The 24,952-nt window shown below is 70.4% G+C and carries 23 protein-coding genes; 12 read left to right on the forward strand and 11 right to left on the reverse strand.

What is annotated here, in order from left to right; genetic code table 11:
* Positions 1-22 precede the first annotated feature (22 nt).
* Positions 23-1,312 (forward strand): glycosyltransferase, encoded by a 1,290-nt coding sequence (locus V8688_RS13330; RefSeq protein WP_316574567.1) that lies wholly within the window; start codon positions 23-25, stop codon positions 1,310-1,312.
* Between the two features lie 13 nt (positions 1,313-1,325).
* Entirely contained in the window at positions 1,326-2,528 is a 1,203-nt protein-coding gene (locus tag V8688_RS13335; protein WP_342800909.1) for a glycosyltransferase, read from the forward strand.
* A 6-nt stretch (positions 2,529-2,534) separates the two neighbouring features.
* On the opposite strand, the gene V8688_RS13340 is transcribed toward V8688_RS13335, so the two are convergent.
* Positions 2,535-5,000 (reverse strand): FAD-dependent monooxygenase, encoded by a 2,466-nt coding sequence (locus tag V8688_RS13340; RefSeq protein ID WP_342800910.1) that lies wholly within the window; start codon positions 4,998-5,000, stop codon positions 2,535-2,537.
* 123 nt (positions 5,001-5,123) lie between these two features.
* On the opposite strand from V8688_RS13340, the gene V8688_RS13345 reads away from it, so the two are divergent.
* On the forward strand, positions 5,124-5,693 hold the full coding sequence (locus V8688_RS13345) for a TetR/AcrR family transcriptional regulator (protein ID WP_218717817.1): 570 nt from the start codon (positions 5,124-5,126) through the stop codon (positions 5,691-5,693).
* A 43-nt stretch (positions 5,694-5,736) separates the two neighbouring features.
* Here V8688_RS13345 and V8688_RS13350 read toward each other — a convergent pair whose 3' ends face one another.
* The 3 genes from V8688_RS13350 to V8688_RS13360 all read right to left on the reverse strand — a co-directional run bounded on the left by V8688_RS13350 (position 5,737) and on the right by V8688_RS13360 (position 8,408).
* Positions 5,737-6,381: a dihydrofolate reductase family protein gene (locus V8688_RS13350; RefSeq protein ID WP_218717818.1), complete on the reverse strand. Its 645-nt coding sequence runs from the start codon at positions 6,379-6,381 to the stop codon at positions 5,737-5,739.
* 81 nt (positions 6,382-6,462) lie between these two features.
* Positions 6,463-7,746, reverse strand: a complete 1,284-nt coding sequence (locus tag V8688_RS13355) for a HAMP domain-containing sensor histidine kinase (RefSeq protein WP_342800911.1) — start codon at positions 7,744-7,746, stop codon at positions 6,463-6,465.
* Positions 7,734-8,408 carry a response regulator transcription factor gene (locus tag V8688_RS13360; protein ID WP_218717820.1) on the reverse strand — a complete coding sequence of 225 codons (675 nt, stop codon included), beginning with the start codon at positions 8,406-8,408 and terminating at the stop codon, positions 7,734-7,736. Before V8688_RS13360 ends, V8688_RS13355 begins: the two co-directional genes overlap by 13 nt.
* A gap of 148 nt (positions 8,409-8,556) precedes the next feature.
* On the opposite strand from V8688_RS13360, the gene V8688_RS13365 reads away from it, so the two are divergent.
* Positions 8,557-8,775, forward strand: coding sequence for a hypothetical protein (locus V8688_RS13365; RefSeq protein ID WP_218717821.1), 219 nt, complete (start codon positions 8,557-8,559; stop codon positions 8,773-8,775).
* A gap of 76 nt (positions 8,776-8,851) precedes the next feature.
* On the opposite strand, the gene V8688_RS13370 is transcribed toward V8688_RS13365, so the two are convergent.
* Positions 8,852-9,733: an aminoglycoside phosphotransferase family protein gene (locus tag V8688_RS13370; RefSeq protein WP_342800912.1), complete on the reverse strand. Its 882-nt coding sequence runs from the start codon at positions 9,731-9,733 to the stop codon at positions 8,852-8,854.
* Between the two features lie 399 nt (positions 9,734-10,132).
* Between V8688_RS13370 and V8688_RS13375 the strand changes: the two genes are divergently transcribed.
* From V8688_RS13375 to V8688_RS13405, 7 genes are all read left to right on the forward strand, one after another.
* Positions 10,133-10,927, forward strand: a complete 795-nt coding sequence (locus V8688_RS13375) for an MHYT domain-containing protein (protein ID WP_342800913.1) — start codon at positions 10,133-10,135, stop codon at positions 10,925-10,927.
* Between the two features lie 100 nt (positions 10,928-11,027).
* Complete coding sequence (locus tag V8688_RS13380; RefSeq protein ID WP_218717822.1) at positions 11,028-11,216, forward strand: hypothetical protein; 189 nt, start codon at positions 11,028-11,030, stop codon at positions 11,214-11,216.
* Positions 11,217-11,441: 225 nt separating this feature from the next.
* The gene (locus tag V8688_RS13385; protein ID WP_316574576.1) at positions 11,442-12,632 is read left to right on the forward strand and encodes a lipid-transfer protein; all 1,191 of its coding nucleotides are present in this window, start codon (positions 11,442-11,444) and stop codon (positions 12,630-12,632) included.
* A 31-nt stretch (positions 12,633-12,663) separates the two neighbouring features.
* Complete coding sequence (locus V8688_RS13390) at positions 12,664-13,104, forward strand: SRPBCC family protein (protein WP_218717824.1); 441 nt, start codon at positions 12,664-12,666, stop codon at positions 13,102-13,104.
* A complete protein-coding gene (locus tag V8688_RS13395; RefSeq protein ID WP_342800914.1) occupies positions 13,101-13,997 on the forward strand; it encodes a MaoC/PaaZ C-terminal domain-containing protein in 897 nt (298 codons plus the stop codon). Before V8688_RS13390 ends, V8688_RS13395 begins: the two co-directional genes overlap by 4 nt.
* Positions 13,984-14,862 carry an SDR family oxidoreductase gene (locus V8688_RS13400; RefSeq protein ID WP_218717826.1) on the forward strand — a complete coding sequence of 293 codons (879 nt, stop codon included), beginning with the start codon at positions 13,984-13,986 and terminating at the stop codon, positions 14,860-14,862. The genes V8688_RS13395 and V8688_RS13400 overlap by 14 nt, the downstream gene beginning before the upstream one ends.
* A gap of 2 nt (positions 14,863-14,864) precedes the next feature.
* Entirely contained in the window at positions 14,865-17,081 is a 2,217-nt protein-coding gene (locus V8688_RS13405) for an acyl-CoA dehydrogenase (RefSeq protein WP_342800915.1), read from the forward strand.
* A 6-nt stretch (positions 17,082-17,087) separates the two neighbouring features.
* On the opposite strand, the gene V8688_RS13410 is transcribed toward V8688_RS13405, so the two are convergent.
* Positions 17,088-18,530 carry an amidase gene (locus V8688_RS13410; protein WP_342800916.1) on the reverse strand — a complete coding sequence of 481 codons (1,443 nt, stop codon included), beginning with the start codon at positions 18,528-18,530 and terminating at the stop codon, positions 17,088-17,090.
* Positions 18,531-18,584: 54 nt separating this feature from the next.
* Positions 18,585-19,019: a hypothetical protein gene (locus V8688_RS13415; protein ID WP_342800917.1), complete on the reverse strand. Its 435-nt coding sequence runs from the start codon at positions 19,017-19,019 to the stop codon at positions 18,585-18,587.
* Between the two features lie 248 nt (positions 19,020-19,267).
* On the opposite strand from V8688_RS13415, the gene V8688_RS13420 reads away from it, so the two are divergent.
* On the forward strand, positions 19,268-19,867 hold the full coding sequence (locus tag V8688_RS13420) for a TetR/AcrR family transcriptional regulator (RefSeq protein ID WP_342800918.1): 600 nt from the start codon (positions 19,268-19,270) through the stop codon (positions 19,865-19,867).
* On the opposite strand, the gene V8688_RS13425 is transcribed toward V8688_RS13420, so the two are convergent.
* The 4 genes from V8688_RS13425 to V8688_RS13440 all read right to left on the reverse strand — a co-directional run bounded on the left by V8688_RS13425 (position 19,815) and on the right by V8688_RS13440 (position 24,880).
* Positions 19,815-20,468 (reverse strand): TetR/AcrR family transcriptional regulator, encoded by a 654-nt coding sequence (locus V8688_RS13425; protein ID WP_342800919.1) that lies wholly within the window; start codon positions 20,466-20,468, stop codon positions 19,815-19,817. The two genes, V8688_RS13420 and V8688_RS13425, sit on opposite strands and share 53 nt — an antisense overlap.
* Entirely contained in the window at positions 20,468-21,928 is a 1,461-nt protein-coding gene (locus tag V8688_RS13430) for an alpha-L-fucosidase (protein ID WP_342800920.1), read from the reverse strand. The genes V8688_RS13425 and V8688_RS13430 overlap by 1 nt, the downstream gene beginning before the upstream one ends.
* A gap of 121 nt (positions 21,929-22,049) precedes the next feature.
* The gene (locus V8688_RS13435) at positions 22,050-23,120 is read right to left on the reverse strand and encodes a lytic murein transglycosylase (protein ID WP_342800921.1); all 1,071 of its coding nucleotides are present in this window, start codon (positions 23,118-23,120) and stop codon (positions 22,050-22,052) included.
* A 92-nt stretch (positions 23,121-23,212) separates the two neighbouring features.
* Positions 23,213-24,880 (reverse strand): FAD-dependent oxidoreductase, encoded by a 1,668-nt coding sequence (locus V8688_RS13440; RefSeq protein WP_342800922.1) that lies wholly within the window; start codon positions 24,878-24,880, stop codon positions 23,213-23,215.
* Positions 24,881-24,952 lie beyond the last annotated feature (72 nt).

Here is a 24,952-nt window from a genome sequence, read left to right on the forward strand (position 1 = left end):
ATCAGGAACGGAAGTCGAGAGTATGCGTATCGCCTTGCTGACAGCGGGAACCCGGGGCGATCACCAGCCCTATCTCGCCCTGGCCGACGAATTCGCCGCACGCGGCCACGCGGTGACGATCACCGCCACCGAGAACTACGCCGACGTGGTGCGGCGGTCTGGCTTCACCCCGCACGTCATCCCGTTCAACTCCGCCGAACTGCTGGAATCGCCCGCAGCCAAACGGGCCTTGTCCTCGGGCAAGACACTGCCGTTCGTGCGCATCATGCTCGACACGGTCGAGATCATGGCGGGCGAGCGCGGTGAGCGGATGCACCAGGTGCTCACCGAGGCGTGCGAGGGCGCCGAGGTGATCGTGTCGTGCGCCTCCACGCTGCCGTGGGCGATGGAGCGCGGCGAGAAGACCGGCCAGCGGGTGGTCGGCTGTCTGCCGTACCCGCTCGAGCGGACGCGCGAATTCCCGTCGTCGTTCATGGTCAAGAAGATGTTCGCGTCGCGGTGGTTACGGCTGGCCAGCTACGCGGGGTTCGAGTTCGCCTACGGGGTGGCCTATCGGCGGGTGGACCGGCGGGTCAGGGAACTGATGGAACTGCCGGGCGCGCCGCGCAATCCGTTCCGCCGCATGCGCGAGGACCGGATTCCCCTGGTGCACATGGTCAGTCCCGTGCTGCTGCCCAAGCCCGCGGACTGGCCCGAGCGTTCGACCGTCGTCGGCGCGCCGATCCTGCCGCCCCGGCTGCGCGGCGCCTGGGGGGAAGCCGACCTAGACCCGGTCCTGACCGCGTGGCTCGACGAGGGTGAGCCCCCGGTCTACTTCTGCCTGACCGGCATGCCGATCCTGGACCCCGTCGGCAGCTGTGATCTGATCGCCGAGGTGTGCCGTCGTCTCGGCGTCCGCGCCCTGGTGACGGTCAAGGGCGAGAGATACCCACGCGGAATCGGCTATGACCGGAACCTGTTCGTACTGGACTCCTTCGACTACGACCGGGTGCTACCGCGCTGCCGAGCGGTCGTCCACCACGGCGGCAGCGGCAACACCCATGATGTGCTGCGCGCCGGTCTACCCGCGGTGGTCATCGGGGTGCACAGCGACCAGTTCTTCTACGGCTGGCGGATCGCCGAGCTCGGCATCGGCGCGGACTTCCCGTATCCCGCGCTCACCGCGGACCGGCTCCACGACGCCCTGGTGCGCACGCTGACACCCGAAGCCCGCGACCGGGCAGCCGAACTCGGGCGCCTGGTCGCCGCCGAGAACGGTGTCGGGGCGGCCGCGGACGCGGTGGAACGGCTCGCCGTCGCGGCGACGGCCTGAGCCGGGCGAGCGCGTGCACGTCGCGATCTTCACCGACTTCCACCCGGACACCCTCGGCGGTGTGCAGACCGCCCAGCGCGCACTGTGCGACGGGCTGCGCGGTCTCGGTCACCGGGTGACCGTCTTCACCGCGCCCGCACCGGGTTCCGGGCACCCCGACGACGACACGGTGCTGCTGCGCACGGTGCCGCTGTCGATGAACAACGGTCTGCCCGTGGTCCTGCCGACCCCGGCCAACCGGCGTCTGCTCGACGCGGCGTTCGCCGCGCGCGGGCCGATCGACGTCGTCCACGCGCTGACCACCTACGGTGTCGGCATCGCCGGCGTGCGCGCCGCCCGCAGGCACGGTCTCCCGGTCGTGCAGAGCATGCAGAGCCGCGACGACGCGATGATCGAGAAGTACTCGCCGTCACCGTATCTCGCCGCACTGAGCATGCGACTGGTGCACGGCTGGTTCGTGCCTCTGCGCGGCACACCGCGCCACGACGGCGACAGCCGGACCACGCGCCTGGCCTGGCGTCCTCTGCTCGCCCAGGCGCAGGCGGCCGATCGGGTGGTGGTGCCGACCGACCACTTCGCCCGCAGGCTGGCCGCCCGTGGCGTCGACCGCCCGATTCAGGTGGTGTCCAACGGCATCGACGACGCGATGCTCGACCGCCTCCGCCGTGCCGATTCGCCGGCGGCCGACCCCGCGGCGCCGCTGCGGGCCCTGTGGTGTGGACGGCTGTCGGCCGAGAAGCGCCCCCTCGCGGCGATCGCGGCGGTCGGTCTGGCCGAACACTGCACGCTCGATGTCTACGGTAGCGGCCCCCTCGCCGACCGGGTCGGTGCGGCGAGGGGGGCGGTGGGGGAGCGGGTGCGTCTGCACGGTGAGGTGGACCAGGCCGCCTGCCTGGCCGCCATGCGCACGCACGACGTCCTGCTGCTCACCTCCGATTGCGACACCCAGGGCATGGTGCTGCTGGAAGCCGTCGCGATGGGACTGCCGATCGTGTACTGCGATCCCGAACTGTCCGAGACCGTGCCCGCGGGCGGCGGCGTGCGCGCAGCCGATCCGACCGCGGCCGCGTTCGCCGAGGTGCTGACCGCCCTCGCCGGGGACCGCACGCGCCTGGAGGCGATGCGGCGGGTAGTGGCCGCGCACGGGGACGAGCCACGCCAATCCCGTCATCTGGACCGCCTCCTGTCGGTCTACCGTGCGGTGGCGCCGCGCTGATCGCCGTCAGCCGCCGAACCGGAGGGTGACCGCGTCGTCTTCGGCGTGGGCCCGGCAGGCCAGCACCTTGCCCGCGGCGAGGTCGGCGGCGCTGATCGCCAGCAGGGGATCGTGATCCATCACGACCCTGCCCGAGCGCACCGAGGCCAGGCAGGTGCCGCAGGAGCCGCCGAGACAGGAATAGGGAAGGTCGTCGCGACACCGGACGGCGTCGCCGAGAATCGGGCGGCCCTGCGGCATGGTGAACACCAGATCGTCCCCGTGGCCGGTGAGCGTCACCTCGCAGGGCGGTGTAGGCGCCTGGGCCGCAGCGGGTTCCGGTGAGGATGTCGCGAACATCTCCACGTGCACCCGGTCGGCGGCGATCCCACGCTCGGACAGCGCCGACACGGTCGAGCGGGTGAGTTCGGCGGGCCCGCAGACGAACCAGTGATCGGCGTCGACGGCAGCGAGCGCCGCCGCGTCGATGCGACCGTGCCGATAGCGGACGTTCCCGGCACCGGTCGGCGGGTGTTGGCGGGACAGGTGGTGGACGATGCGCAACCGCTCCGGGAAACGGGTGCTCAACGCGGTCAACGCGTCGGCCAGCATGGTGCTGGTTCGGTCGCGGCTGCCGTAGTGCAGCGTGACCCGGCTCCCGGGCTCGTGGGCGAGCACCGACGCGATGATCGAGACGACGGGGGTGATGCCGCTGCCCGCCGCGACCGCCGCGTAGTGGTCGGCCCGATCGGGACACGTTGTGGCGGTGAATGTTCCGGTCGGCTCCGAGACGTGTAGCGGGGTGCCCACGGTGAGATGTTCGCGGGCGAAGTCCGAAAAGGCCCCGCCGTCCTGGTGTTTGACCGCGATACGTAACCGCCCGTCGCCGGGCGCATCGCACAGGGAATAGCTGCGGCGTACCGGTCGGCCGTGCTGGAGGCCGCGGATCACGACGTGCTGCCCGGCGAGGTAGGAGTACCGGTTCGCCAGGTGATCGGGGACCGAGAATTCGATGAGGGTGCTGTCCGGCGTGTCCCGGCGCACCGAGGCGACCGGGAGCAGATGGAAGCCCCGCGCGGGCCCGGTCGGCAGCGGATCGAAGGCACTCGGCCGAGGCCGCGGTTCGGCGGTGGCTCGGGCGGATCGCAGCCAGTCGATCCCCAGTCCGACGGTGGCCCCGGCCGCGCCGAGCAGGACGCTCGGCGCGAACACGGCCGACGGGCGGTCCAGCAGACCCGCGATGCGTGAGATACGTTGTCCCACTGTCGCATCGCGGGCTCCGATGGCGACGGCGACCTGCGCCAGCGAACCGATGGCGCGCAGTCGAGGCTCGCCCTGTGCGTCCACGTGCGGCATGGCCAGGTCGAACAGGCGGGTGATCATCCAGGCGTCGTCGACGGCGGCGGCCGCGGCGCGGAAGAAACGGGCGGCCAGCGCGTGGTCGCCCGCGGCGAGCACTCGGCGCAGTTCCAGCGCCTGCAGCGAGGACACCGTCATGCCCTGACCGAACGCGGGGCTGAAGCTGCACACCGCGTCGCCCAGCACGAGCAGGCCGTCCGGGAACCGGCGCAGACGCTCATAGCGGCGACGCAGATTGGCCAGGTAACGGTAGGTGCTGACCTCGCCGAGGGGTTGCGCGTCCACCAGCGCGCGACGCACGTCCGGCGGCGCGACCGAGGCGGCGAAACGCCAGAACCCGTCGGCGTCGGTCGGCGGATGGTCCCCGCCGTAGCCGATCAGCGTGAGGAGGTGCAGACCGTCCTCGATCGCGAACAAGGCGAGTCCGCGGGCGGGATCCCGGCCCGCGATCACGATTTCCTTGTCGCCGCCGATCGCCCCCGCGGGCAGCCGCAGATACCGGCTGGCATACATCATGTCGATCCGCAGGCCCTCCTCGGCGGGCCGCTGATAGCCCAGCTCGGCGAGCCAGTCGTCGATCGGGCCGTGGCGGCCGAGGCAGCTCACCACCAGGTCGGCGCCGAGCGCGCGGCGACCGCCGCCGTCCTCGGCGTCGACTCCGGTGACACGCGCGTTCGCCGCGTCGGCGATCAGCCCGTGAACGGTCGTGCGGTCCCGGATCTCGACGTTCGGCAGCGCGCGCACGCGGCGGCGCACCCGCCGTTCCAGGAACGGCCGACTGGCCTGGAGCAGCGAGTATCCGCTGTCGGACCGACGCAGGGTGTGCCCGGAGATGGTCATCCGCATCTCGCTCAGCGACCGGCACTCGACCGCGCCGTCGGCGAGCAGTTCCGCGGTGATGCCGGGAAACAGGCTTTCGATGTTCTGCTTGCCCCGGGCGAGCAGTGCGTGCACATGCCTGCCCTGCGGGACGCCCCGCCGATCGCCGGGTGCCGACAGATCGTCGCGTTCGAGCACGGTGACGCTGTCGAAGGCCTCGCTCAGGATCCGGGCGGTCAACAGCCCGGCCATGCTCGCTCCCAACACCACGGCATGGCCGCGTCGGCCCCGCCCGATGTCTGTCCTGGGGTTCATCTGTCCTCCGACTCCGTTGTCAGATCTCAGCGAACACCGGCGTCGTCGCCGTCACGAACTGAGACTCAAATGAAGATTAGTCTCAGTCGATGAGGCGTGGCAACCGTCGGTGTAGAAAGAGGCATGGCTTCCACGACCAGATCATCGGACGCGCTGCGCGTGGCGGCGCTCGAGCTGATCGCCGAGAGCGGACTCGATTCGCTGACCCTGCTCGCGGTCGCCGAACGGGCCGGGGTCTCGCGTGCGACCGCCTATCGGGAGTTCGGTGACAAGGACGGGCTCGTGGCGGCGGTCGGGCGCAGCGAGGTCGCGGCGATGGTCGCGGCCGCCTACGGCGCGATCGATCTGTTCGCGCCGCTACCCGAGGTCGTGCGCTCGGCCACCCTGTTCGCACTGGCCTACCTGCGACAGCATCCGGCATTCCGCTACCTCCGGACCCACGAGCCCGCCTGGCTGCTCGACGTCGCCATCCAGCACGGCGACGCCGAACTGAATCTGGTCGAGACGGTCGCCGCGCTCGCCGCGCCGATCGTCGCCGCGCGGTCGGGCGAGGGCCTGGCCCTGCCGCCGGCGGCGGCGGCCGAGGTCGTGGTGCGCATCGTGCTCTCCCACGCGCTGATCCAGCACAGCGGGCTGACCGACGAGCAGATCGCCGACACGGCGACCCGGGCCGTCACCGTGGGTGGCCGATAGCCGCGAACTCGCTGATACCAGTACAGGAATATGTCGCAGGGGGTCAGCGCCGCCAGAAGAAGTGGTGCACCACTCCGCTCGGACTCGGCACCCGCTCGAGGTGGAAGCGGCCGGTGTACTCCTCGGGGCCGGTCCAGAATCGTTCTCCACGACCGAGTTCGACCGGGGCGACGACCACGTGCATGGTGTCGATCAGATCGGCCTCGAGGAACGCCCGGATGGTCGCGACTCCGCCCCCGATCCGGACGTCCTTGCCGTCGGCGGCCGCCATGGCCTGTGCGAGGGCGTCCTTCGGCGACGCGTCGACGAAGTGGAACGTGGTGTCGGACAGGGTGAACGACGGTCGAGGATGGTGGGTCAGCACGAAGACCGGGGTGTGGAACGGCGGTTCGTCGCCCCACCAGCCCTGCCAGTCCTGGTTCTCCCACGGGCCGCGCTGCGGACCGAACTTGTTGCGCCCCATGATCTCGGCGCCGATATTGATCGCGTAATCGCGGATGATGTAGTCGTCGAGGCCATAGGTGCCGCCGGGGGCGGTCCGATTGACCCAGTGCGCGGTGGCACCCGCCCAGGACATGAAGTCGGCGGGGTCGGCGTGGCCGAACGGGTGCTCGAGGCTCTGCCCCGCACCCGCGCCGTAGCCGTCGCGGGAGATCGAGAAGTTCTGAACGCGGACCAGCGGTGTCATCGAAACCCTCTCCGGTGGCGATGGGTGTGCGGTGTCGAATCTAGCGCGCCCCGGTGACACTCGGCCGCGACCGCGGAGCCGTCAGAGCGTCGCGCTGGGCGGCGGTAGGACCAGCGTCGCGAGGGTTCCGCCACCCGCCACCGGTTCGATGGTGGCGGTGCCGCCGTGCAGTTCGGCGATCCAGGCCACCAACGCCAGGCCGATGCCGCTGCCCCGGCCCGCGGTGACGCCGCGATCGAAAGGGTTCGACGACAGCCGCGGCCCCAGACCGGTGCCGTGGTCGCGGACGCAGACCCGGCCCTCGCCGACGTAGATCTCCACCGGCGCCCGCGGATCGACCGCACCGTGGGTGATCGCGTTCTCGATCAGATTCCGGATCGCGAGCCCGAGCAGGTGCGGATCACCCACTACCACAGTCGGATTCGAGTGCAGGACCAGGCGTGGATTGTCGAATTCGTCGACGACCGACTCGGTGAGCTGGTCGAGCAGCAGTTGCGCCCGCTCCATCGTGGTGACCCCGGACCGCATGCGGGCCCGGGCGAGCAGGCCGGTCACCACCCGCTCCATCTTGGCGCCGAGCGCGTGCACATCGGCGAGCACCTGCTCGGCCTCGGCCGGGGTGTGCCGCCCCGGCGCGGTCACCAGCCGGTGGGTGGCCAGCGGGGTGCGCAGTTCGTGCGCGGCGTCGGACAGGAAGCGTTCCTGATCGTCGAGCAGCACCAGCGCCTGGCGCATGCTCCGACCCGAGAGCAGATGCCCGCCGACCGCCGAGGCCGCCACCATCACCGCGCCGCCGACGATCAGCGCCCACAGCAGCAGTGCCCGCCCCCGATCCCAGCCGTCGGGGTCGGCACCGGTGATCAGCACGGCTTCGCGGTCGGAGTCCGCCCAGCCGAACACGGCCGCCGCCAGGCGAACCCGACGCCCGGCGCTGTCGATCGAATCCCAGTAGACCGTGTCGCCGGGCGCGCGCGTCGCGGCATCGGCGGTGGCCGCGATCCCGGACTCGGCGGGCATGTGGGAACGCAGATGGCCGTAGTGCACGGTCCAGCCGCCGGTGCCGTCCGGCGTCAGCACCAGAATGGCGATCTCACCGCCGACGAGCTGATCGCTCGGTAGCTCGGAGGTGTCGACCGCATCGTCGTCGTCGAGGTAGATCCGTGGCCCCAGCCCGGTCAGGACCCGGTCGAGGGCGCTGTCGAGGGCTTGGTCACGGGACCTCGCATCGATCACCGCGGCCACCAGCCCGAGCACGATCAGGCACAGCGTGGTGATCGCGGTGATGAGCACGGTGAGCTGCACACGGGTACGGCGCAGCCGGGCCACCGCGGGACGGGCGTCGGAGATGGGGATCAGGACACGCACGCGGCGCCACCGAGGACGAAGCCCGCGCCGCGCACGGTGTCGATCACCGGGGGCGGTCCGAGTTTGCGGCGCAAACCGGCCATCACCGCGTCGACCACGTTCGAATTCGGTTCGGCCATCTCGTCCCAGCACGCCTCGATCAGGTCCGAGCGCGACACCACCGAGCCCGCCCGCGTCGCCAGCAGTTCCAGCACCGCGAACTCCTTGGGCGTCAGCGAGCGCAGGATGCCGGCCCGCTGGACCCGGCGCCGCGGCAGATCGATCTCGATATCGCCCAGCCGGAGCAGGGCGGGCAGCGGCTGGTCGCGGCGGCGGCACAGCGCCCGCACCCGCGCGGCCAGTTCGGCGAGCGCGAAGGGCTTGCTCAGATAGTCGTCGGCACCGTGCTCGAAGCCGGCGATGCGGTCGGACAGGCCGTCGCGCGCGGTCAGAACCAGCGCGGGTATCCGGCACCCGCGCGAGCGCAGGGCCGCCAGCAACAGCAGGCCGTCACCGTCGGGCATGCCGCGGTCGAGCACGAGCACGTCGTAGCTGTTCACCGAGATGTCGACATCGGCGTCGACGAGCAGCAGCGCCAGGTCGACCGCGAAACCGGCGGCCCGCAGCCCCGTCGCGATCTCCCGGCCCAGACCCTCGTCGTCCTCCACCACCAGCACACGCACGAGAAGCGAGCGTAAGGCAAGCCCCGAGGGGCGCCGCGTCATCGCGGCATCACGAAAAGCTCATCGTCGCTGCTCATGAAATCCTCACGCGCGCTTTGGTTCTCTGGTCCCGGCCCGGAGACGACCGGGTCGGGACGAAAGGAACACCATGACCATCAAGTCCGTGATCGCCGCCACCGTGATCGCCGCCGCCTCCGTGGCCGGCGCGGGCCTGGCCTCGGCCGCGCCCGCGCCGATGCTGAGTGGCTTCGTCGGCAACTACGCCACCTACGAAGCCTGCGCCGCCGACGGCGCCTCGCCGAGCACCGGTGGCGCGCAGTGGGAGTGCGTCGAGGTCATCGGCGGCTGGGATCTGTACACCTACTGACCCGGGTAGACCCGCTCGCGGCGGCCCTCGATGTCGACTCCCCGAGACATCGAGGGCCGATCTGTCTCGCCGGGCTTCACGTCAGGGCGGTGGCGAGCTGATCGGTTGCGAAGACCAGCCACTCGGGATCGCCGTGGACGCGGCCCCACAGCGCCTCCCGCACCGCGCCGGCCTGTGTCCAGCGACGTGCGCGGGCCGGGTCGATCTCGGCTGCGTCGCAGTAGATGTCGAGCAGGCGCAGGATTCTCGCCTTCGGGTGCGCCGCGCGGAGGTCGCGATCGAACCGGGGGCTGCGGATCACGTTGAGGGCATCGCAGGCGGGATCGCCGACCATGCACTTGGGGCCGATCGCCAGCCAGGGTTCCCGCTCGGACGCCAGCACATTGGCATCGTGCAGGTCGCCGTGGACGAGCAGGTTCGGCTGGTCGGGGCCGAGTTCGCGGAGCGTAGCGAGGGCCGCGTCGATCACCCGGCGGGGCAGTGGTTCGCCGAGCGCCGGTGCGGTGGCGCGGATATCGCGTTCCCAGTCCACCGCCTGATCGGCGAGCCGGGGGAGGCCCGCGGGCGCTTCGACGGCCAGCCTGCGGGTGAGCGCGCCCTGGATCGTGACGGCCCGCTCCGGATCGGTGACGGTCGCCAGGGTGGCGCCCGCGCGCTCGAGCAGCATCGCGTACCGGCCGTCGTCGCGTTCGTGGAGCCGGACCGCCCCGCGACCCTGCCACGCGGTGAAGGCGTCGGGTTCGTGGCGGATACCGGGGTGCGGGTACGAGACCTTGATGACCGCGGGGGTCAGCTCCCGATGCCGGACCGGCACCACGATGCCCACTTCGCCGTGCATCGTCGGCCCGTCGGGGGTGCACGACCATCGGCCGAGAAGCTCGGCGACCGTGCCCGGCAGTTCCGCGAGCCAGACCCGCCCCGGGCCGTCGAGGTAGTTGCGGGCGAACGCCGCAGGCACGGCGATCACCCGGCGGCGCCGATCGCCACTGCGACCTGTTGCACGGTCCTCCGATGATCGCCCGAATTCGAATCTCCGCAATCTATCGGACGGAGGCGCGAAACATGTTTCGCGGCAGCTGAATATGCGTACCTGCCCAGTTGTCCGACGTATCGAGACCGGAATTGCTGACCGAATGCCGAAGGGCTTCCATGGGAGGGTACTCCGGCGAATCGGTGGTGAAATCTCGACGGTAGTTATTGGGGGTAACGATGCAATCCGTCACATACGCACTGAGAGAAGTCTTCTGTGATCAAAACTACCATCTGGACTAGTGTCCAAATGCTGGAAATTTGCCGGTAGTTCAGTATTCTCGCCGCAGGTCGGATTTCGTTGTGCCACAGCAGGGCTGTGGCACCGATGCGAGGGTTGCACGGCGTGCTCGACATCTATCACTTCTCCTACGGCTGGATCATCCCCGTTCTCGCCTACTTCATGTCCTTCCTCGGTTGCCTGCTCGGGTTGCAGTGCGCGGCGCGCGGACGCAATGCCGGTAAGGGGCGCGCGGGCTGGTTGATCAGTGCCGCGGTCGCCATCGGCGGGACCGGCATCTGGGTCATGCATTTCATCGCAATGCTCGGTTTCTCCATCGCTGGCTCGGAGATCCGCTACGACGTTCCGCGCACGCTGCTCAGCGCGGCGACGGCGATGATCGTCGTCGGGATCGGCCTGTTCATGGTGAACAAGCCGCAACCCACGCTCGTGTCGCTGATCGGCGGCGGCACCATCACCGGCCTCGGTGTCGGCGCCATGCACTACACCGGCATGTCCGCGATGAAGTCCCATGCCGCCCTGTCCTATGACCCTCGGCTCGTCGCGGCATCGATGGTGATCGCGGTGGTCGCCTCGATCGTGGCGCTGTGGTTCACGCTGCGCGTCAAGGGGTTCCTGGCGACGGTCGGCGCCGCGATGATCATGGGTGTCGCGGTATGCGGGATGCACTACACCGGGATGGCCGCGATGCGTGCGCACGAAGGGCATCACAGCTCGGCGCCGCCGCCGGGTGTGGAGGCGATGCAGCTGCTGGGGCCCCTGATCGGGATCATCAGCATGGTGACCATGCTCGTGCTGATCAGCGTGAGTCTGTCGGAGATCGAGAACGAGGACGCGCTGCCCAGGATGCGGTGGAGCGCGACATCGCGCACCCGCCGCTGAAGTATCCGCAAACGTTCAGCTATGTTAGTTTTCCTTCGAACTCGACCGTCGGGGCAGCGGGCGGTCGCGTGAGGTTCGCTGCAGTGTCCAGGGAGTGCGGATGTCGTCGAGTGTTCCGGTCGGTGCTCGGGTCGTCGTCGGTCGGCGCAGGCCGTTCTCCGATCCCGGTTTCGAGCGCTTCATCGCGCTGGCCGATGGTCTGTCGGTCGAGTCGCACGAGATTCTGATCGGCTTCGCCGAGCGCTTGCGCGCCGTCGAAGGCATCCCCGTCGACCCGCTGGTCGACTAGCTCGTCTCACCCTCGCTCTCGGGGGCTTGTCGCACTGTGTCCAAGTATTCGGGACATATGACTCACTAAATCTGTGCAGGTCAGCGTTGTTCGCGCGTGATCTGGGGCTGTGTGCTGTCCGGATACTGGTGTCACCCAGGTATTGACCTGGACGTCGTGTCCAACCTAAATACAGGGACATCGTGTCCCACATACCGGGGGCGCGCGGCACACAGGAGTGCGTACATGACACAGAAGGTGTTCGTCGTCGGCGTCGGCATGACGAAGTTCGAGAAGCCCGGCGAACTGGAGTGGGACTATCCCGACATGGCCAGGGAGGCGGGCACGAAGGCGCTCGCCGACGCCGGGATCGACTACCACCAGGTCGAGCAGGCCTATGTCGGCTATGTGTACGGCGAGTCCACCTCGGGTCAGCGCGCGGTCTACGAGCTCGGCCTCACCGGTATCCCGGTGGTGAACGTCAACAACAACTGTTCGACCGGATCGACCGCGCTATACCTCGCGGCGCAGGCGATCCGCGGCGGGCTGGCCGAATGCACCCTCGCGCTGGGCTTCGAGAAGATGCAGAAGGGCTCGCTGGGTTCGACTTTCGACGACCGTGAGCAGCCGATGATGCGGCACCTGCTGGCGCTGGCCGAACTACAGGAGTTCGCGATGCCGCCCGCGCCGTACATGTTCGGCGCCGCGGGCAAGGAGCACATGCAGCGCTACGGCACCACCGCCGAGCAGTTCGCGAAAATCGGGGTGAAGAACCACAAGCACTCGGTGAACAACCCGTACGCCCAGTTCCAGAAGGAATACAGTCTCGAGGAAGTCCTCGCGGCCAAGCCGATCTACGGCCCGCTCACCAAACTGCAGTGCTCGCCCACCTCCGACGGCTCCGGCGCGGTGATCCTGGCGAGCGAGGACTTCGTCGACCGGCACGGGCTGGCCGATCGCGCGGTGGAGATGGTCGGGCAGGCCATGGTCACCGACCTGCAGTCCACCTTCACCGATCCGACCGCGATCAATCTGGTCGGGGCCGACATGTCGCGCACCGCGGCGCTGAAGGTCTACGAGCAGGCCGGTATCGGCCCCGCGGACATCGACGTCATCGAACTGCACGACTGCTTCTCCACCAACGAACTGCTGACCTATGAGGCGCTGGGCCTGTGCGCGCCGGGCGAGGGCGGCCGTCTCGTCGACGACGACGCCACCACCTACGGCGGCACCTGGGTCGTCAACCCGTCCGGTGGCCTGATCTCGAAGGGCCACCCGCTCGGCGCGACCGGCCTGGCCCAGTGCAGCGAGCTCACCTGGCAGCTGCGCGGCACCGCCGACGCCCGCCAGGTCGACGGCGCGCGCATCGCCTTGCAGCACAACATCGGTCTCGGCGGCGCGGTCGTGGTGACCGCCTACCGCCCGGCCGTCCGCTGATCCCCCCACGAAATCATCGAGGAGTAACCCCATGGCATCTGTGACCGTTTCCACCGATCTCCCTGTCACCCCCGAGCAGGCGTGGGCACGCCTGAGCGATCTGGCCAATTGGGAGGACTGGCTGACCATCCACCAGGGCTGGCGCAGCGAGCTCCCCGCCGAGCTGACCGCGGGCGCGCGGTTCATCGAGGTCGTGTCGGTGATGAACATGGCCAACAAGATCGAATGGACCGTGGCCGAGGTCGACCCGAACACCTACCTCAAGATCACCGGCACCGGCATGGCCGGTGTCACCGTCGAATTCGCGTTGAAGGTGGAACCGACCGCCACCGGCTCGAGCGCCGCGTTCGACGCGAGCTTCAAGGGCACGATGATCGTCGGCCCGATCGGCAAGGCCGTCGCCAAGCACGCCGAGGCCGACTTGAAGGAGTCGATGGCGAAGTTCACCGAGCTCGTCGGCTCGGCCGCGTGACCACCGCGGAATCGGCCGGAGTCGTCTTCGACGGCTCCGGCCTGGGGGAGTGGACCGACGAGGAGCGGTTCACGGTCACCGCCGAGCGGATCGCGGAATACGCCGCGGCGACCAACGACCCGATCGCGGCGCACTTGGCCGGCGAGATCGCCCCACCGGTGTTCGCGGTGGTCCCGGTGTTCACCTCGATGGCGCCCGCCGCCCTGTCGGTGGCGCCGGTGGAACTGCTGATGAAGCTGGTCCACGGCGAACAGGACTTCCGGTTCCATCGCCCCATCCGGGCCGGTGACGACCTGGTGGTGCGGGCCAAGCCGATCGGCTACGCGGGCAAGCCCAACGGGTCGACCGTGGTCGTCTACGCCGAAACCCGGGACGCGGCAGGAGAACTCGTCAACGAGCAGTGGATGACCGCGTTCTTCCGCAAGGTCGACGCCGGCGCCGGTGCCGGGGAGCTCGCTCCCGATCACCGGATCACCGAGGCCGACCGGGCCGGGGAGCCGGTCGCGCGGGTCACCGCGCACATCGATCAGGACCAGACCTTCCGCTACTCGCCCGCCTCCGGTGATCCCATGCCGATCCACCTCGACGACGAGATCGCCCGCATGGCAGGACTTCCCGGCATCATCAACCACGGTCTGTGCACCATGGCGTTCACCTCCTGGGCGGCGCTGACCGAGCTCGCCGAGGGTGACACCGCGCGGTTGCGCCGTCTCGCCGTGCGTTTCGCCAAACCGGTGCTGCCGGGCCAGGACATCACCACGACCCTGTGGCGCGCCGACTCCGCGCCGGGGGTCACCGCCTACGCCTTCGAGACCGAAGCCGCCGGACAGATCGCCATCACCGACGGCCGCGTCGAATTCAACGAGGAGACACAGACTCATGGGAAAGCTTGACGGTCGCGTCGCCGTCGTCACCGGCGCCGGACGCGGAATCGGCCGCGAACACGCACTGCTGTTCGCCCGCGAGGGTGCGCAGGTCGTGGTCAACGACCTCGGCGGCGCCAACGACGGCTCGGGCAGCGACGCCGGGCCCGCCCAGCAGGTGGTCGACGAGATCGTCGCCGCCGGTGGCCGGGCGGTCGCCAACACCGACGACATCGCCACCTGGGCGGGCGCGAAAGCCCTCGTCGACCAGGCGGTCGGCGAGTACGGCTCGCTCGACGTGCTGGTCAACAACGCCGGCATCCTGCGCGACGCGTTTATCGCGGGGATGGCGGAATCCCAGTGGGACGCGGTCATCGCCGTGCACCTCAAGGGTCACGCCGCCACCCTGCACCACGCCGCGGCGTACTGGAAGGCGCAGTCCAAGGCCGGTACCGCGGTCGCGGCGTCGGTGATCAACACCGCCTCGGCCTCGGGCACCTTCATGCCCAACGCGGGGCAGGCCAACTACGGCGCGGCCAAGGCAGGCATCGCCGCGCTGACGCTGGTGGCCGCCGACGAGCTCGAACGCTACGGCGTGCGGGTCAACGCGATCGCCCCGATCGCGCGCACCCGGCTGACCCTGGCGACCCCGGGCATGGGCGCGCTGTTCGCCGCCGAGGTCCCCGAGGGCGAGTTCGACGCGTTCGCCCCCGCCAACATCTCGCCGCTGGTCGCGCACCTGGCCGAGGCCGACTGCCCGCTCACCGGCAAGGTGTTCGCAGTGCAGGGCGGCGCGATCGTCGAACTGGCCGGCTGGCACGACGTGCGCACGGTCGAGACCGATGGTCCGTGGACCATCGACGAGGTCGCCGCTCGGCTGAAGGAGACGAACTAGCCATGGCACGCACCAGCTATGAGCTCGGCGTCGGCGTCAGCGCGGACCATCTGGCGCTGGCCGACGCGGTCCGCGGCTTCGTCGAGCGCACCGTCACCACCGAGATCATCCGCGCGGCAGTCGAATCCACCGAGTCGGGCAAGCAGCTGCCGTATTGGGACGCGCTCGTCGCCCAGGATCTGCTGAGCCTGCACGTCTCGGAGGAACTGGGTGGACAGGGCGCGGGTCTGCTGACCCTGGCCGTCGCACTCGAGCCGCTCGGGCGCGGGCTGCACACCGGTCCGTTCGTGCCGACCGTGCTGACCAGCGCGGTGCTCGCCCAGGACGGCGGGACATGGGCGCGGGCGCAGCTGCCCGGACTGGCCGACGGTTCGCGCACCGGCGCGGTCGCCCTGTCCCCGGGGCTGACCGGTGTCCTGCGGGACGACGGTGCGCTGGTCGTGGACGGGACCGCCGACGGCGTGACCGCAGCGGTGTCGGCGGATGTGGTCCTCGCGCCGGTCGCCGTCGACGGCGCGCAGCGGTGGGTGGCGTTCGAGAACGTCGACCTGACGGTGAGTGCGCAGGACTCCGTCGACGTGCTGCGCGGAGCGGCTCGGCTGCAGGCGGATTCGGTCGAGGTGCCCGCCGAGCGCGTGCTCACGGTGTCCTCGGCGCGGGTGCGGTCGGTGGCGGCGGTGGTGCTCGGCGCCGAGGCGGTCGGGGTGATGTCGTGGTGTGTCTCGACCGCGGCGGAGTACGCCAAGACCCGCGTGCAGTTCGGCAGGCCGATCGGGCAGTTCCAAGGTGTCAAGCACAAGTGCGCCCACATGGGCATCGCGCTGGAGAAGGCGCGGGCGGTGCTGTGGGACGCCGCGTTCGCTCTCGACCGGGACGACGCGAACGCCGACTACGCGGCCGCGGTCGCCGCGCTGATCGTGCCCGACGCCGCGGTCCAGGTCGCCCAGGACTGCATCCAGGTCCACGGCGGCATCGGGTTCACCTGGGAGCACGACGCGCACCTGTACTACCGGCGCGCGCTCGCACTGCGGGGACAGCTCGGCGCGCGCGACGTCCGGGCGGAGACCGTCGCCGGGTACGCGCTGGCGGGTGCGACGTTGTCCAGCGATCTGGAACTGCCCGCCGAGGCCGAACAGATCCGGTCCGCGATCCGCGCGGAACTGGCGGTGATCGCCGCGATCGACGACGAGGACGAGCAACTGGTCGCCCTCGGTGACGGCGGCTGGAACCTGCCGCATCTGCCGCGCCCCTACGGCCGGTCGGCCACCCCGCTCGAGCAGGTGGTGATCTCGCAGGAGATCAAGGCCTCGGGCATCCCGATGCCGCAGCTGCTGATGGGCACCTGGGCGGTCGGCGCGATCGTCCCGCACGGTGACGAACGGCAGAAGCGGGAACTCGTCGTGCCGACGCTGCGCGGCGAACTGGTGTGGTGCCAGCTGTTCAGCGAGCCCGGCGCGGGGTCGGACCTGGCGAGCCTGACCACCAAGGCGACCAAGGTCGACGGCGGCTGGCGCATCTGCGGTCAGAAGATCTGGACCACGGTCGCGCAGTTCGCGGACTGGGCGATGCTGATCGCCCGCACCAGCCCGGACAAGCCCAAGCACGAGGGCATCACCTATTTCGTGCTGGACATGTCGACACCGGGCATCACCGTCCGACCGCTGCGGGAGATGACCGGTTCGGCGCTGTTCAACGAGGTGTTCCTCGATGATGTGTTCATCCCCGACGAGAACGTGGTCGGCGCGGTCGACGACGGCTGGCACGTGGCCCGCACGACGCTGGCCGGCGAGCGGGTGGCGCTGAGTCAGAAGATGGAGGCCTACGCCACCGATACCGACCTGCTGCGGTTCGCGATCGGCCGGGAGCTCTCGCCGGTGGCGCGCTACCACGTCGGCGAGCTGATGGCCGAGAGCCGGGCGGTCGACGTGATCGGGTCGCGGGTGGTGCTCAAACAGCTCTCCGGCATCGACGTGTCCACCACGTCCAGCGTCGGCAAGCTGCTGGGAATGGGCCTGGGACAGGCGATCTCGGAGTTCGTCGTCGCCGAACTCGGGGTCGCGGGTGTCGTGTCGGTGCCGGGCGAGCGCAGCGACCACGCGATGGAACAGCTGATCGCCGGTCGCGCCACCACGATCTACGGCGGCACGACCGAGGTGCAGCTCAATGTCATCGGTGAGCGGATGCTCGGCCTGCCCCGGGACGCGTCGGTGACCGCCTGAGCGCGGTCACAGCCGTGGCCGCACCCACCCGCCGAAGGCGTCCTGGAGGGTGAGCGCCGCGGCGATCGACAGGTGGTCGCGGCCCGCACCCGCGACCACCTGTACACCCAGCGGCAGACCGTGGGCGCCCCGGCCCAGCGGCACCTGCGTCACCGGCAGCCCGGCGAGGCTGAAGGGGGCGACCGCGTCGGTGTGCCACGGCCGGCCGGTGGTGTGGCCGTGGCGCGGCGCTACGGAGGTGAGCGTGGGATGCAGGAGCAGACCGTCACCGATGGTCTCGGCGATCTCGGCGGCGGCCTCGTGAGCGGCGCCGGTGATCCGGCGCGCGGGGCCGGCGGGCACGCGGGCGGCGAGGAGTTCGCCGAGCGCGAGCAGCCGGGTGGGCAGGGTGTGGTCGCCGCGTGGGTCGACGAGTTGTCGGGGAGCCAGGATGTCGGCACCCTCACCGCGCATGATCTCGGCGAAGCTGATGCCGGTCTCCTTCGCCAGCACCATCGCGGTGAACAGTCCGATCATGCGCAGCGATCGCATCCGGACCCGGACGATCTCGGCGCCGGCGTTGTCCAGCGCGGCGGCCGCGCGATCGCGGGCGGCGAGCACTTCGCGGCCGACGCCGGGCGCGAACGCCCCGTCGAGCAGCACGACCCGCACCCCGCGCAGCGAGGTGGTCGCGGGGTCGCCGAGTGCCATGTCCCGCGCCAGCGGGTCGATACCGTCCGGTCCGGCCATGATGCGCAGCAGCGGCAGCAGATCGTCGGCGCGGCGGGCGATCAGGCCGTTCGCGCACAGCGCGGCGACGCCGTAGGGCGGGGGCCAGGCGCCGGTGGTCGGCAGCAGGCCGGTCGACGGACGATGCCCGAAGACGCCGTTGCAGAACGCCGGAATGCGGATGGACCCGAGCGTATCGGTGGCCAGGCCCAGCGGCGATCCACCGCTGCCGACCGCCGCGCCCTCGCCGCCGGAGGACCCGCCCGCCGTGCGGGTCCGGTCGTGGACATTGCTGGTGCGTCCGTACACGCGGTTGTCGGTCTCGATCCACATGCAGCCCTCGGCGGTGTTGGTCAACCCGAGCACGATCGCACCGGCGTCCAGAACACGGTGCACCACAGTGGCATTCGCGGTCGGCCGGACGTGCCTGCGGGCCAGGACCCCCGCCGTATTGGGCAGCCCGGCCACGGCCAGCGACTCCTTGACGGTGATCGGCACACCGAACAGCGGCGGCAGCGTCGCGGGGCCGGTCGCGAGGTGCGCGTCGGCCGCGTCGGCCTGGGCGCGCGCGGCCGCGTAGCGCTCGACGACGACGGCGTTCGTCGCGGGAGCGAACCGTTCGAGCACGGCGATGTGGGCATCGACCACAGCGCGGGCGCGCACCGCACCCGTGCGGATCGCGGCAGCCAGGCCGAGGGCGGACTCGTCGGTGATCGTCGTCTCGACCGGACTGGAACTCATGCGTTACAGTATTACGCACGATGTCAACTCGACTGTCTGTTGTCGGGTGGCCGTTCAGGGCACGCTGTGGGCGAAGACCAGGATGCCGCCGATCAGCAGGGCGATGACCTTCGCGACCTCGAGCGCGATATAGGCGTGATGGCTGTGCGATCGCGGTGCGTCGAGGCCGGCGAGCACGGCGTCGCTGCGGCGGGTCAGGCGCGGGCGCACGATCGCGACCTGGACGGCGAACACGACCATCGCCACCGTGAGCGTCCGGGTCGCCGCCGTGCCGGGGGTGTCGAGGAGGATGGCGACGAGAATCGTGATGGCGAGGACGAGTTCGGCGATATTGAGCGCGCGGAAGACCAGCCGGCCGATGCCGAGCCCGATCGGCACGGTCACCCCCGGCGCCCGGAATTTCAGTGGTGCCTCCAGGAACGAGATGGCCAGCACCATGCCCAGCCAGCAGAACGTCGCTGCGGCGATCACGGCCGACGCGGTCGTCATATCGATCGGGTCCTCTCCGTCGGCGTTCGTCCCCGACCACACCAGGATCGCCGATGGCCACGGATCTGTCCCGAGTCCGCCTCGGCCGGGTACCGGACCCGGCTGGGATACTGTCCGGGCCGGATCGCCCCGATCCGGTGCCCGATGGGAGGAATGTGACCGCACAGCGCGCTGATGGCCGGGCCAGTCGGTGGGACCGGCACCGCGCCGAGCGTCGGGACCGGATTCTCACGGCGGCGCTGACGGCCGTGCAGAGGCAGGGCGCCTCGGTGGGCGTGCAGGAGATCGCCGATCTCGCGGAGGTGCCGAGGTCGGTGCTGTACCGGCTGTTCAAGGACCGCCAGGACCTCGACGAACAGTTGCGGGCCCGCATCGTCGACGACCTGATGGCGGTGCTCGCCCCGACTCTCAATCCCGAAGGCACCGTGGCCGAGGCCATCGCGCGCTCGGTCGACACCTACGTGGGCTGGATCGCCGCCAACCCCCGGCTGCACTACTTCCTCGGCGCCGGGTCGGCGGCGGAGAAGCGGCCGAATTCACCGATCGTCTCCGGCACCAAGATCGCGATCGCGGGCACCGTCCGTGAGGTGTTCGAGAACGCGCTGCGGGCCCAGTCCGCGCCGGTGACGATCGCCGAGCCGATGGCCTTCGGCCTGGTCGGCTTCGTCGACGGCAGTGTGAACCGCTGGCTGAGCCGCTCCATGCAACCGATGGACGCCGCCGAACTGTCGTCCTACCTGCAGGGGGCCATCTGGGCGATCGTGGACAGCAGTCTGCGCCAGGTCGGTGTGATGCTCAATCCGCTGACGCCGATGGCCGATCTGGTGGCGCCGCCGGCCGAGGACTGACAACCGCCGTGGTGGCAGCCCGGACCGCGGCGAGCAGTTCGCTGGTGCAGCTCGCGAGGTCGAAGTCGGGTTCGGCGGCGACGCGGGCGATCACGCCGTTGCGCAGGGACAGCACGAACCCGGCCATCATGTCGGTGTCGAAGGCCCGGAATTCGCCGTCGCGCTGACCACGGGCCAGCAGGTCGGCCAGCTTCGCCCGATCCGCGGCCGCGAGCTCGCCCAGGATCGCGCTGTCGGTGGAGGCGGACTGGATGCGCAGCATCGCGACCAGATGGTGACGGTGCTCGCGCAGGAACGCGCTGTTCGCGGCGAGGAACCCGGCGAGCTGGTCGGCGGCGGTGCCCGGCTCCGTGCGGGCCACCACGAAGGCGGTGAAGTCGGCCAGGATGGTTCGCATCACCTCGGTGATCAAGTCCTGTCTGTCCCGGAAGTGGTAGGAGATCATCCCGGTGCTGCTGAGTCCGGCCCGGCGGGCGATCGCCGCGAAAGAAGAACGCGCGTAATCCGTTTCGGCGATGGTATCGATGGCCGCGCGCACGATCTGGGCGCGCCGGGCCTGCTCGGTGACGGTGCGCACGTCGCGACGTCCCGACCCGGTCATCACCACCCCGTGATCGCGAGCGTGAAGGCGTGCTGTTGCGGCGCGGCCCCGGCCGGCAGTTCGACGAGCAGGTCGCCCTCGCGTCGCTTCCAGGTCAACGCCGGTGGCCCGCCCACCAGGCCGACCGTGGCGCTGTCGGGGATTGTCAGCTCGCGCAGGGTGATCGGGCCGACGGGCTGGTCGGCGAGCACGATCGCGTGCACCGTGTCGCCGCGACGGGTGAAGCGCACCGCGTGCCCGTCGGTCGTGGTGGTGGCGGTCCGGTCCCCGGCGACCGTGTCGTAGATCGCCTCCGCGTTGCGCCCGAGCCAGGTGCCGAGGGCGCGCAGCGGCTCGCGCTGGAGCTCGGGAATCCGTCCCTCGCCGTCGGGGCCGACATTCAGCAGGAGATTGGCGCCGGCGGCGACCACGTCCACGAGCAGGTGGATCGCCTGGACCCCGGTGAGTGTATCGGCGGCGGTCTCCGCGGCGTTGTACCCGAAGGACCGGCCCAGGCCCCGGGTCAGTTCCCACGCACCCGAGGGCGCCGCGGCGGGGACGGCGTATTCGTGGGTCGCGAAGTCGTAGTGAAAGTCCTTGGGCGGGTCGGGAATCGGCCTACCGAGCGCGCCCATCGCCCGCAGCGCCAGCTCGAGGAAGCGCAGGTACGCGGCACGGGCGAACCGGTTTCCCGGCAGCTTCGGGCGCATCCAGCGATCGTTCACCACACCGTCGGGCACCGTGTCGTAGTAGTGCGCCATGATCTCGTGCGGATCCACCTGCGCCGGCCAGCCCATGTCGTTCCAGAGGATCGAGGGCGCGTAGGTGTCGATGAGCTCGCGCCACTGCGCGGTGGCGTAGCGCGCGTAGCCGGGGCCCAGGGCCTGATGGCGAATGAGGTCGGTCATGGTCCGCAGCGGCGTGGTCCGGAAGGTCCAGTTCATGCCGCCGCAATAGTAGAGGCCCATCCGCAGACCCCGCTGCCGCACGGCCACAGACAGTTCGCCGACGAGATCGCGGGAGCAACGGTAGTCCGACGGCATGTGCGGATTGCCGATAGCTGTCGGCCACAGGGGATATCCGTCGAGATGGCGTGCTACGAGCACGACGTATCGGGCACCCGCTTCGGTGAACAGGTCGGCCCAGTCGGTGACGTCGACCGCTCGCGCGGCCGCGTCGAACCGGGGCTGGAAGTCGGTGTAGCCGAAGTCCGCACCATAGGTGGCGGCGTGATGCATCGCGGTGGGGGACCCGGGAACCCGCATCGAATTGAGATACCACTCGGCGTACGGGATCCGGTCCGCGGTTGTCGCGCCGGTGGTGAGATCACGCATGAACGAGGTGTAGTCCGCGGTCCCTGGCGCCGCGAAGGCCGGAACCGAGTACGGACCCCAGTGCACGAAGATGCCGAGTTCGGCGTCGCGGAACCACGGCGGGACCGGGCGCGGCGCCAGGGAGTGCCTGGGCGGTGCGTAGCTCATCGGCACTCCTCGGTGTCGCGCGGTGCGCTCGGCCTTGCTCAGGTAAGCAAAAATCAGCATACCCGAGCAGGAAATCCTCGTTCGCTCGGCTCGGGGGCTCGCGTTCATCGCGGCTTCCCACTCAGCCCTGCGGCATCGGCAGCGGGATCACCACGCCCAGCGGCAGGGTGAGCTGCGGACCCGGGGTCGGGTCGGGGTCGGCCGGTGGACGGTCGGTGTCGGCGGGCTGCGGGCCGCACAGGATCCCGCATTCGATCGCGCCGATCACCGGGAGCGACACGAGGATCACCGGCTCAGGCGGCGGGGCCGGGGCCGGTGTCATCGGTTCGAGTGCCAGTGGGGATTCCGCTGCGGGGGAGGGTGTTTCGGGAGCCGGATCCACCGGTGGCCGCGTGGGTGTGACCGGGTCGAGAACGACCTCGACACGCACCGCAGCCCCGCCGGTGCGGTATCGCTCCGACCAGCCCAGGACGTCGGCCGCGTAGGCCGCCGAATAGTTGTAGCGCAGCACCGCTCGCTGCCGCGCCACGGCATCACGCAGATCGGTGCCGTCGGCGCACAGGTAGCGGGCCGCGGCCACCGTGGCGTCGAAGACATTGTGCGGGTCCGCCGTTCCGTCGCCGTTGCCGTCGGTGGCGTAGCGGCTCCAGGTGCTCGGCAGGAACTGCATCGGGCCGAGCGCCCGCACGAATCCGCCGTCGGCGGCGGGGATCACCTCGTTGCCGGGCAGGGTGCCGTCGAGGGCCGGTCCGAGGATCGGGCGCAGCGTGGTGCCCGCGGTGTCGGTGTTTCCCCGGTCGGCGTGGTCGGACTCGATCTTGCCGATCCCGGCCAGCAGATGCCAGCTGACGCCACATCCCGGCGTCGAGGATTGCAGGGACAGTTCGGCATTGCGGTAGGCGGCGAGGACGATCTCGGGAATGCCGAGCCCGACGGCGGTGCCGACCCCGTCGGCGACGTCGGTCGACGCGACAGCGATCGGTTCGCGCGGCGGCGTCGCGGTCCGCAGCTTGCGGGGCGGGGGTGGGGTGGGCGCCAGCAGTCCGACGACGGTCGACTCGCTCGGCGAGGACTCGACAGTGCTCGGCGCGGCGACGAATTCGGGAACCACCGGCGCGGCGACGCGGGCCGAACCGGTGACGAGCAGCCCGGCCGCGAGGATCGTGGTCGCGGCGAGAGGAGCGGAGCGCATGATGAGGAGGGCACCTTTCGCGGCCGCGAAACGGGCCGCCTGGAATCGGGAATGGGCGAAGTCGGCCGGTCGCCGGCCGGAGGTTGACGTGATCAGCGCACCGGGTATCTGCGGTCGATCAGGTCGAAGGCATGGGGCCGACCCGCGTGGTACAGCGCGCTGTCGGCCAGTTCGAGCGGTTCCCACAGCGGCATCCGGAATCGCGGCGTGATCGGGACCCGGCTCGCCGCCGAACCGCCGGCGTGCAGCACGGCGTTCGCCGCCCGCCGCCCGCCTTCGTTCGCGCCGTCCATGCACGCGACATTGCGCTGGGTCCGGATCCAGTCGCCGGCCAGGAACAGGTTGTCGACGGCAGTGGTCGCGTCGGGCCGGTCGGCCCACGAGCCGGGCGTCGGGACGAACCCGGTGCCGTCGTGGGCCACGTCCGGTGTGCCGGGATCGCGGAGCGCGGGATCGATCATCCACGAATGCAGCAGGTCGTCGGTGAGCGGTTCGCCACCGATCCCGTCGAGGTGGGCGGTGAGCTGGGCCCAGGTCTCCGCGGCGATCTCGGCGGGGCTGCACTGGGCGGCGCTCTTGCGGTTGACCATGCCCGGGGCCGTCCAGTCGGCGATGATCGCCGACAGCACGTCGGCCGCCCCGCCGTCGCCGTAGCGGCCGACCGGTGTCCGCCAGAACTGCGCCTGGCTGATCGAGGTCAGTCCCCACGGTGAGTCGAGGTAGGTGACGGGTCCCCGCGCCAGATCGGTCCGCCTGCGCAGGAAGAACTGGATGCCGACCATCGCCGCCGACCGCAGCCGCGACACGTTCGCGAGCCGGGGATCGATCGCGAGAAGCTCGTCGGAGAACACCGCCGCCGCCTTGTCCGGCGGAATCGCGCAGAGGTAGTAGTCCGCCTCGACGCGGTGCCCGGCACCGGTGTGGTCGATCACCGTGGCGCCGCGCAGGTGCGCGCCGTCGGTCTCGAAGCCCGACAATCGGGCGCCGAAAGCGAAGGTGACACCGAGGGAGCGCAGATGGGTGACCCACGGATCGATGAACGTCTCCGAAGTCGGCCCGTCGAGCACCCGGATCGCACCGCCGTCGGCGAGGTTCGACAGCGACCACAGGTACTCCTCGCCGACCAGCCCCACCGCATGCGCGCTGCAGTCGCGGGAGATCGTCGACGCCGGCGCGCGGAGGAAACCGTCACCGAGGAAGCGGCGGTACTCGGCCGACGCGTTGTCCAGGCCGGCGAAATCGGTCCAGCTCATCCGCTCCCACTGGCCGAGTCGGCGTTCCTCGCAGCTCGAGACGTAGACCGCCAGCCGCTCGGCGGCGAAGAGCGCCTCGTGCGGGGGCAACCGGAACAGCGTCCCGAACACCGAGGCGAAGGAATCCGCGAAGTGCCGTGGCGTCATCGGGATCTGACCGGACGGCACCGGAACCGGCAGCGGGACGGCTGGATTGCCGCGCCCCACGCCCGCGATCATCGCCGCCTCGAGCCGGACCAGATTGTCGTGGACGCCGTTGCGGTTGCCGCGGAACGGAATACGGCGCAGGGTGTCGGCCAGGCCGCGGTGGCGGTCGACGAAGCTGCGGAAGCCGTGTTCGCCCGGCAGTGCCTGGTCGCTGTAGACGCTGCGGCACTGCCCGCCCGCCGTGCCGAGCCGTTCGTAGACGGTGACCGCGAAGCCGCGTTCGGCGAGTTCGTGCGCGGCGGTCAGTCCGGCGAGCCCGGCGCCGAAGACCGCGACGGTGCGTCCCTTCGGTGCGGTCACCCGGCGCCATGTCGGCCGTACGGTCCAGGCGGTCGAGATGTCGCCCACGGCGGTCGATTTCCGGAATCCGCG

The sequence above is a fragment of the Nocardia sp. No.11 genome (assembly GCF_038752175.1).
In the GTDB taxonomy this organism is placed as follows: Bacteria; Actinomycetota; Actinomycetes; order Mycobacteriales; family Mycobacteriaceae; genus Nocardia; species Nocardia canadensis.

Coding starts and splice junctions, on each gene's coding strand:
- V8688_RS13345 (WP_218717817.1), top strand. CDS start 5,124: ATGGCTTCCACGACCAGATCATCGGACGCGCTGCGCGTGGCGGCGCTC.
- V8688_RS13430 (WP_342800920.1), bottom strand. CDS start 21,928: ATGAGCTACGCACCGCCCAGGCACTCCCTGGCGCCGCGCCCGGTCCCG.
- V8688_RS13415 (WP_342800917.1), bottom strand. CDS start 19,019: ATGACGACCGCGTCGGCCGTGATCGCCGCAGCGACGTTCTGCTGGCTG.
- V8688_RS13400 (WP_218717826.1), top strand. CDS start 13,984: ATGGGAAAGCTTGACGGTCGCGTCGCCGTCGTCACCGGCGCCGGACGC.
- V8688_RS13405 (WP_342800915.1), top strand. CDS start 14,865: ATGGCACGCACCAGCTATGAGCTCGGCGTCGGCGTCAGCGCGGACCAT.
- V8688_RS13425 (WP_342800919.1), bottom strand. CDS start 20,468: ATGACCGGGTCGGGACGTCGCGACGTGCGCACCGTCACCGAGCAGGCC.
- V8688_RS13385 (WP_316574576.1), top strand. CDS start 11,442: ATGACACAGAAGGTGTTCGTCGTCGGCGTCGGCATGACGAAGTTCGAG.
- V8688_RS13410 (WP_342800916.1), bottom strand. CDS start 18,530: ATGAGTTCCAGTCCGGTCGAGACGACGATCACCGACGAGTCCGCCCTC.
- V8688_RS13375 (WP_342800913.1), top strand. CDS start 10,133: ATGCGAGGGTTGCACGGCGTGCTCGACATCTATCACTTCTCCTACGGC.
- V8688_RS13350 (WP_218717818.1), bottom strand. CDS start 6,381: ATGACACCGCTGGTCCGCGTTCAGAACTTCTCGATCTCCCGCGACGGC.
- V8688_RS13330 (WP_316574567.1), top strand. CDS start 23: ATGCGTATCGCCTTGCTGACAGCGGGAACCCGGGGCGATCACCAGCCC.
- V8688_RS13365 (WP_218717821.1), top strand. CDS start 8,557: ATGACCATCAAGTCCGTGATCGCCGCCACCGTGATCGCCGCCGCCTCC.
- V8688_RS13340 (WP_342800910.1), bottom strand. CDS start 5,000: ATGAACCCCAGGACAGACATCGGGCGGGGCCGACGCGGCCATGCCGTG.
- V8688_RS13390 (WP_218717824.1), top strand. CDS start 12,664: ATGGCATCTGTGACCGTTTCCACCGATCTCCCTGTCACCCCCGAGCAG.
- V8688_RS13435 (WP_342800921.1), bottom strand. CDS start 23,120: ATGCGCTCCGCTCCTCTCGCCGCGACCACGATCCTCGCGGCCGGGCTG.
- V8688_RS13380 (WP_218717822.1), top strand. CDS start 11,028: ATGTCGTCGAGTGTTCCGGTCGGTGCTCGGGTCGTCGTCGGTCGGCGC.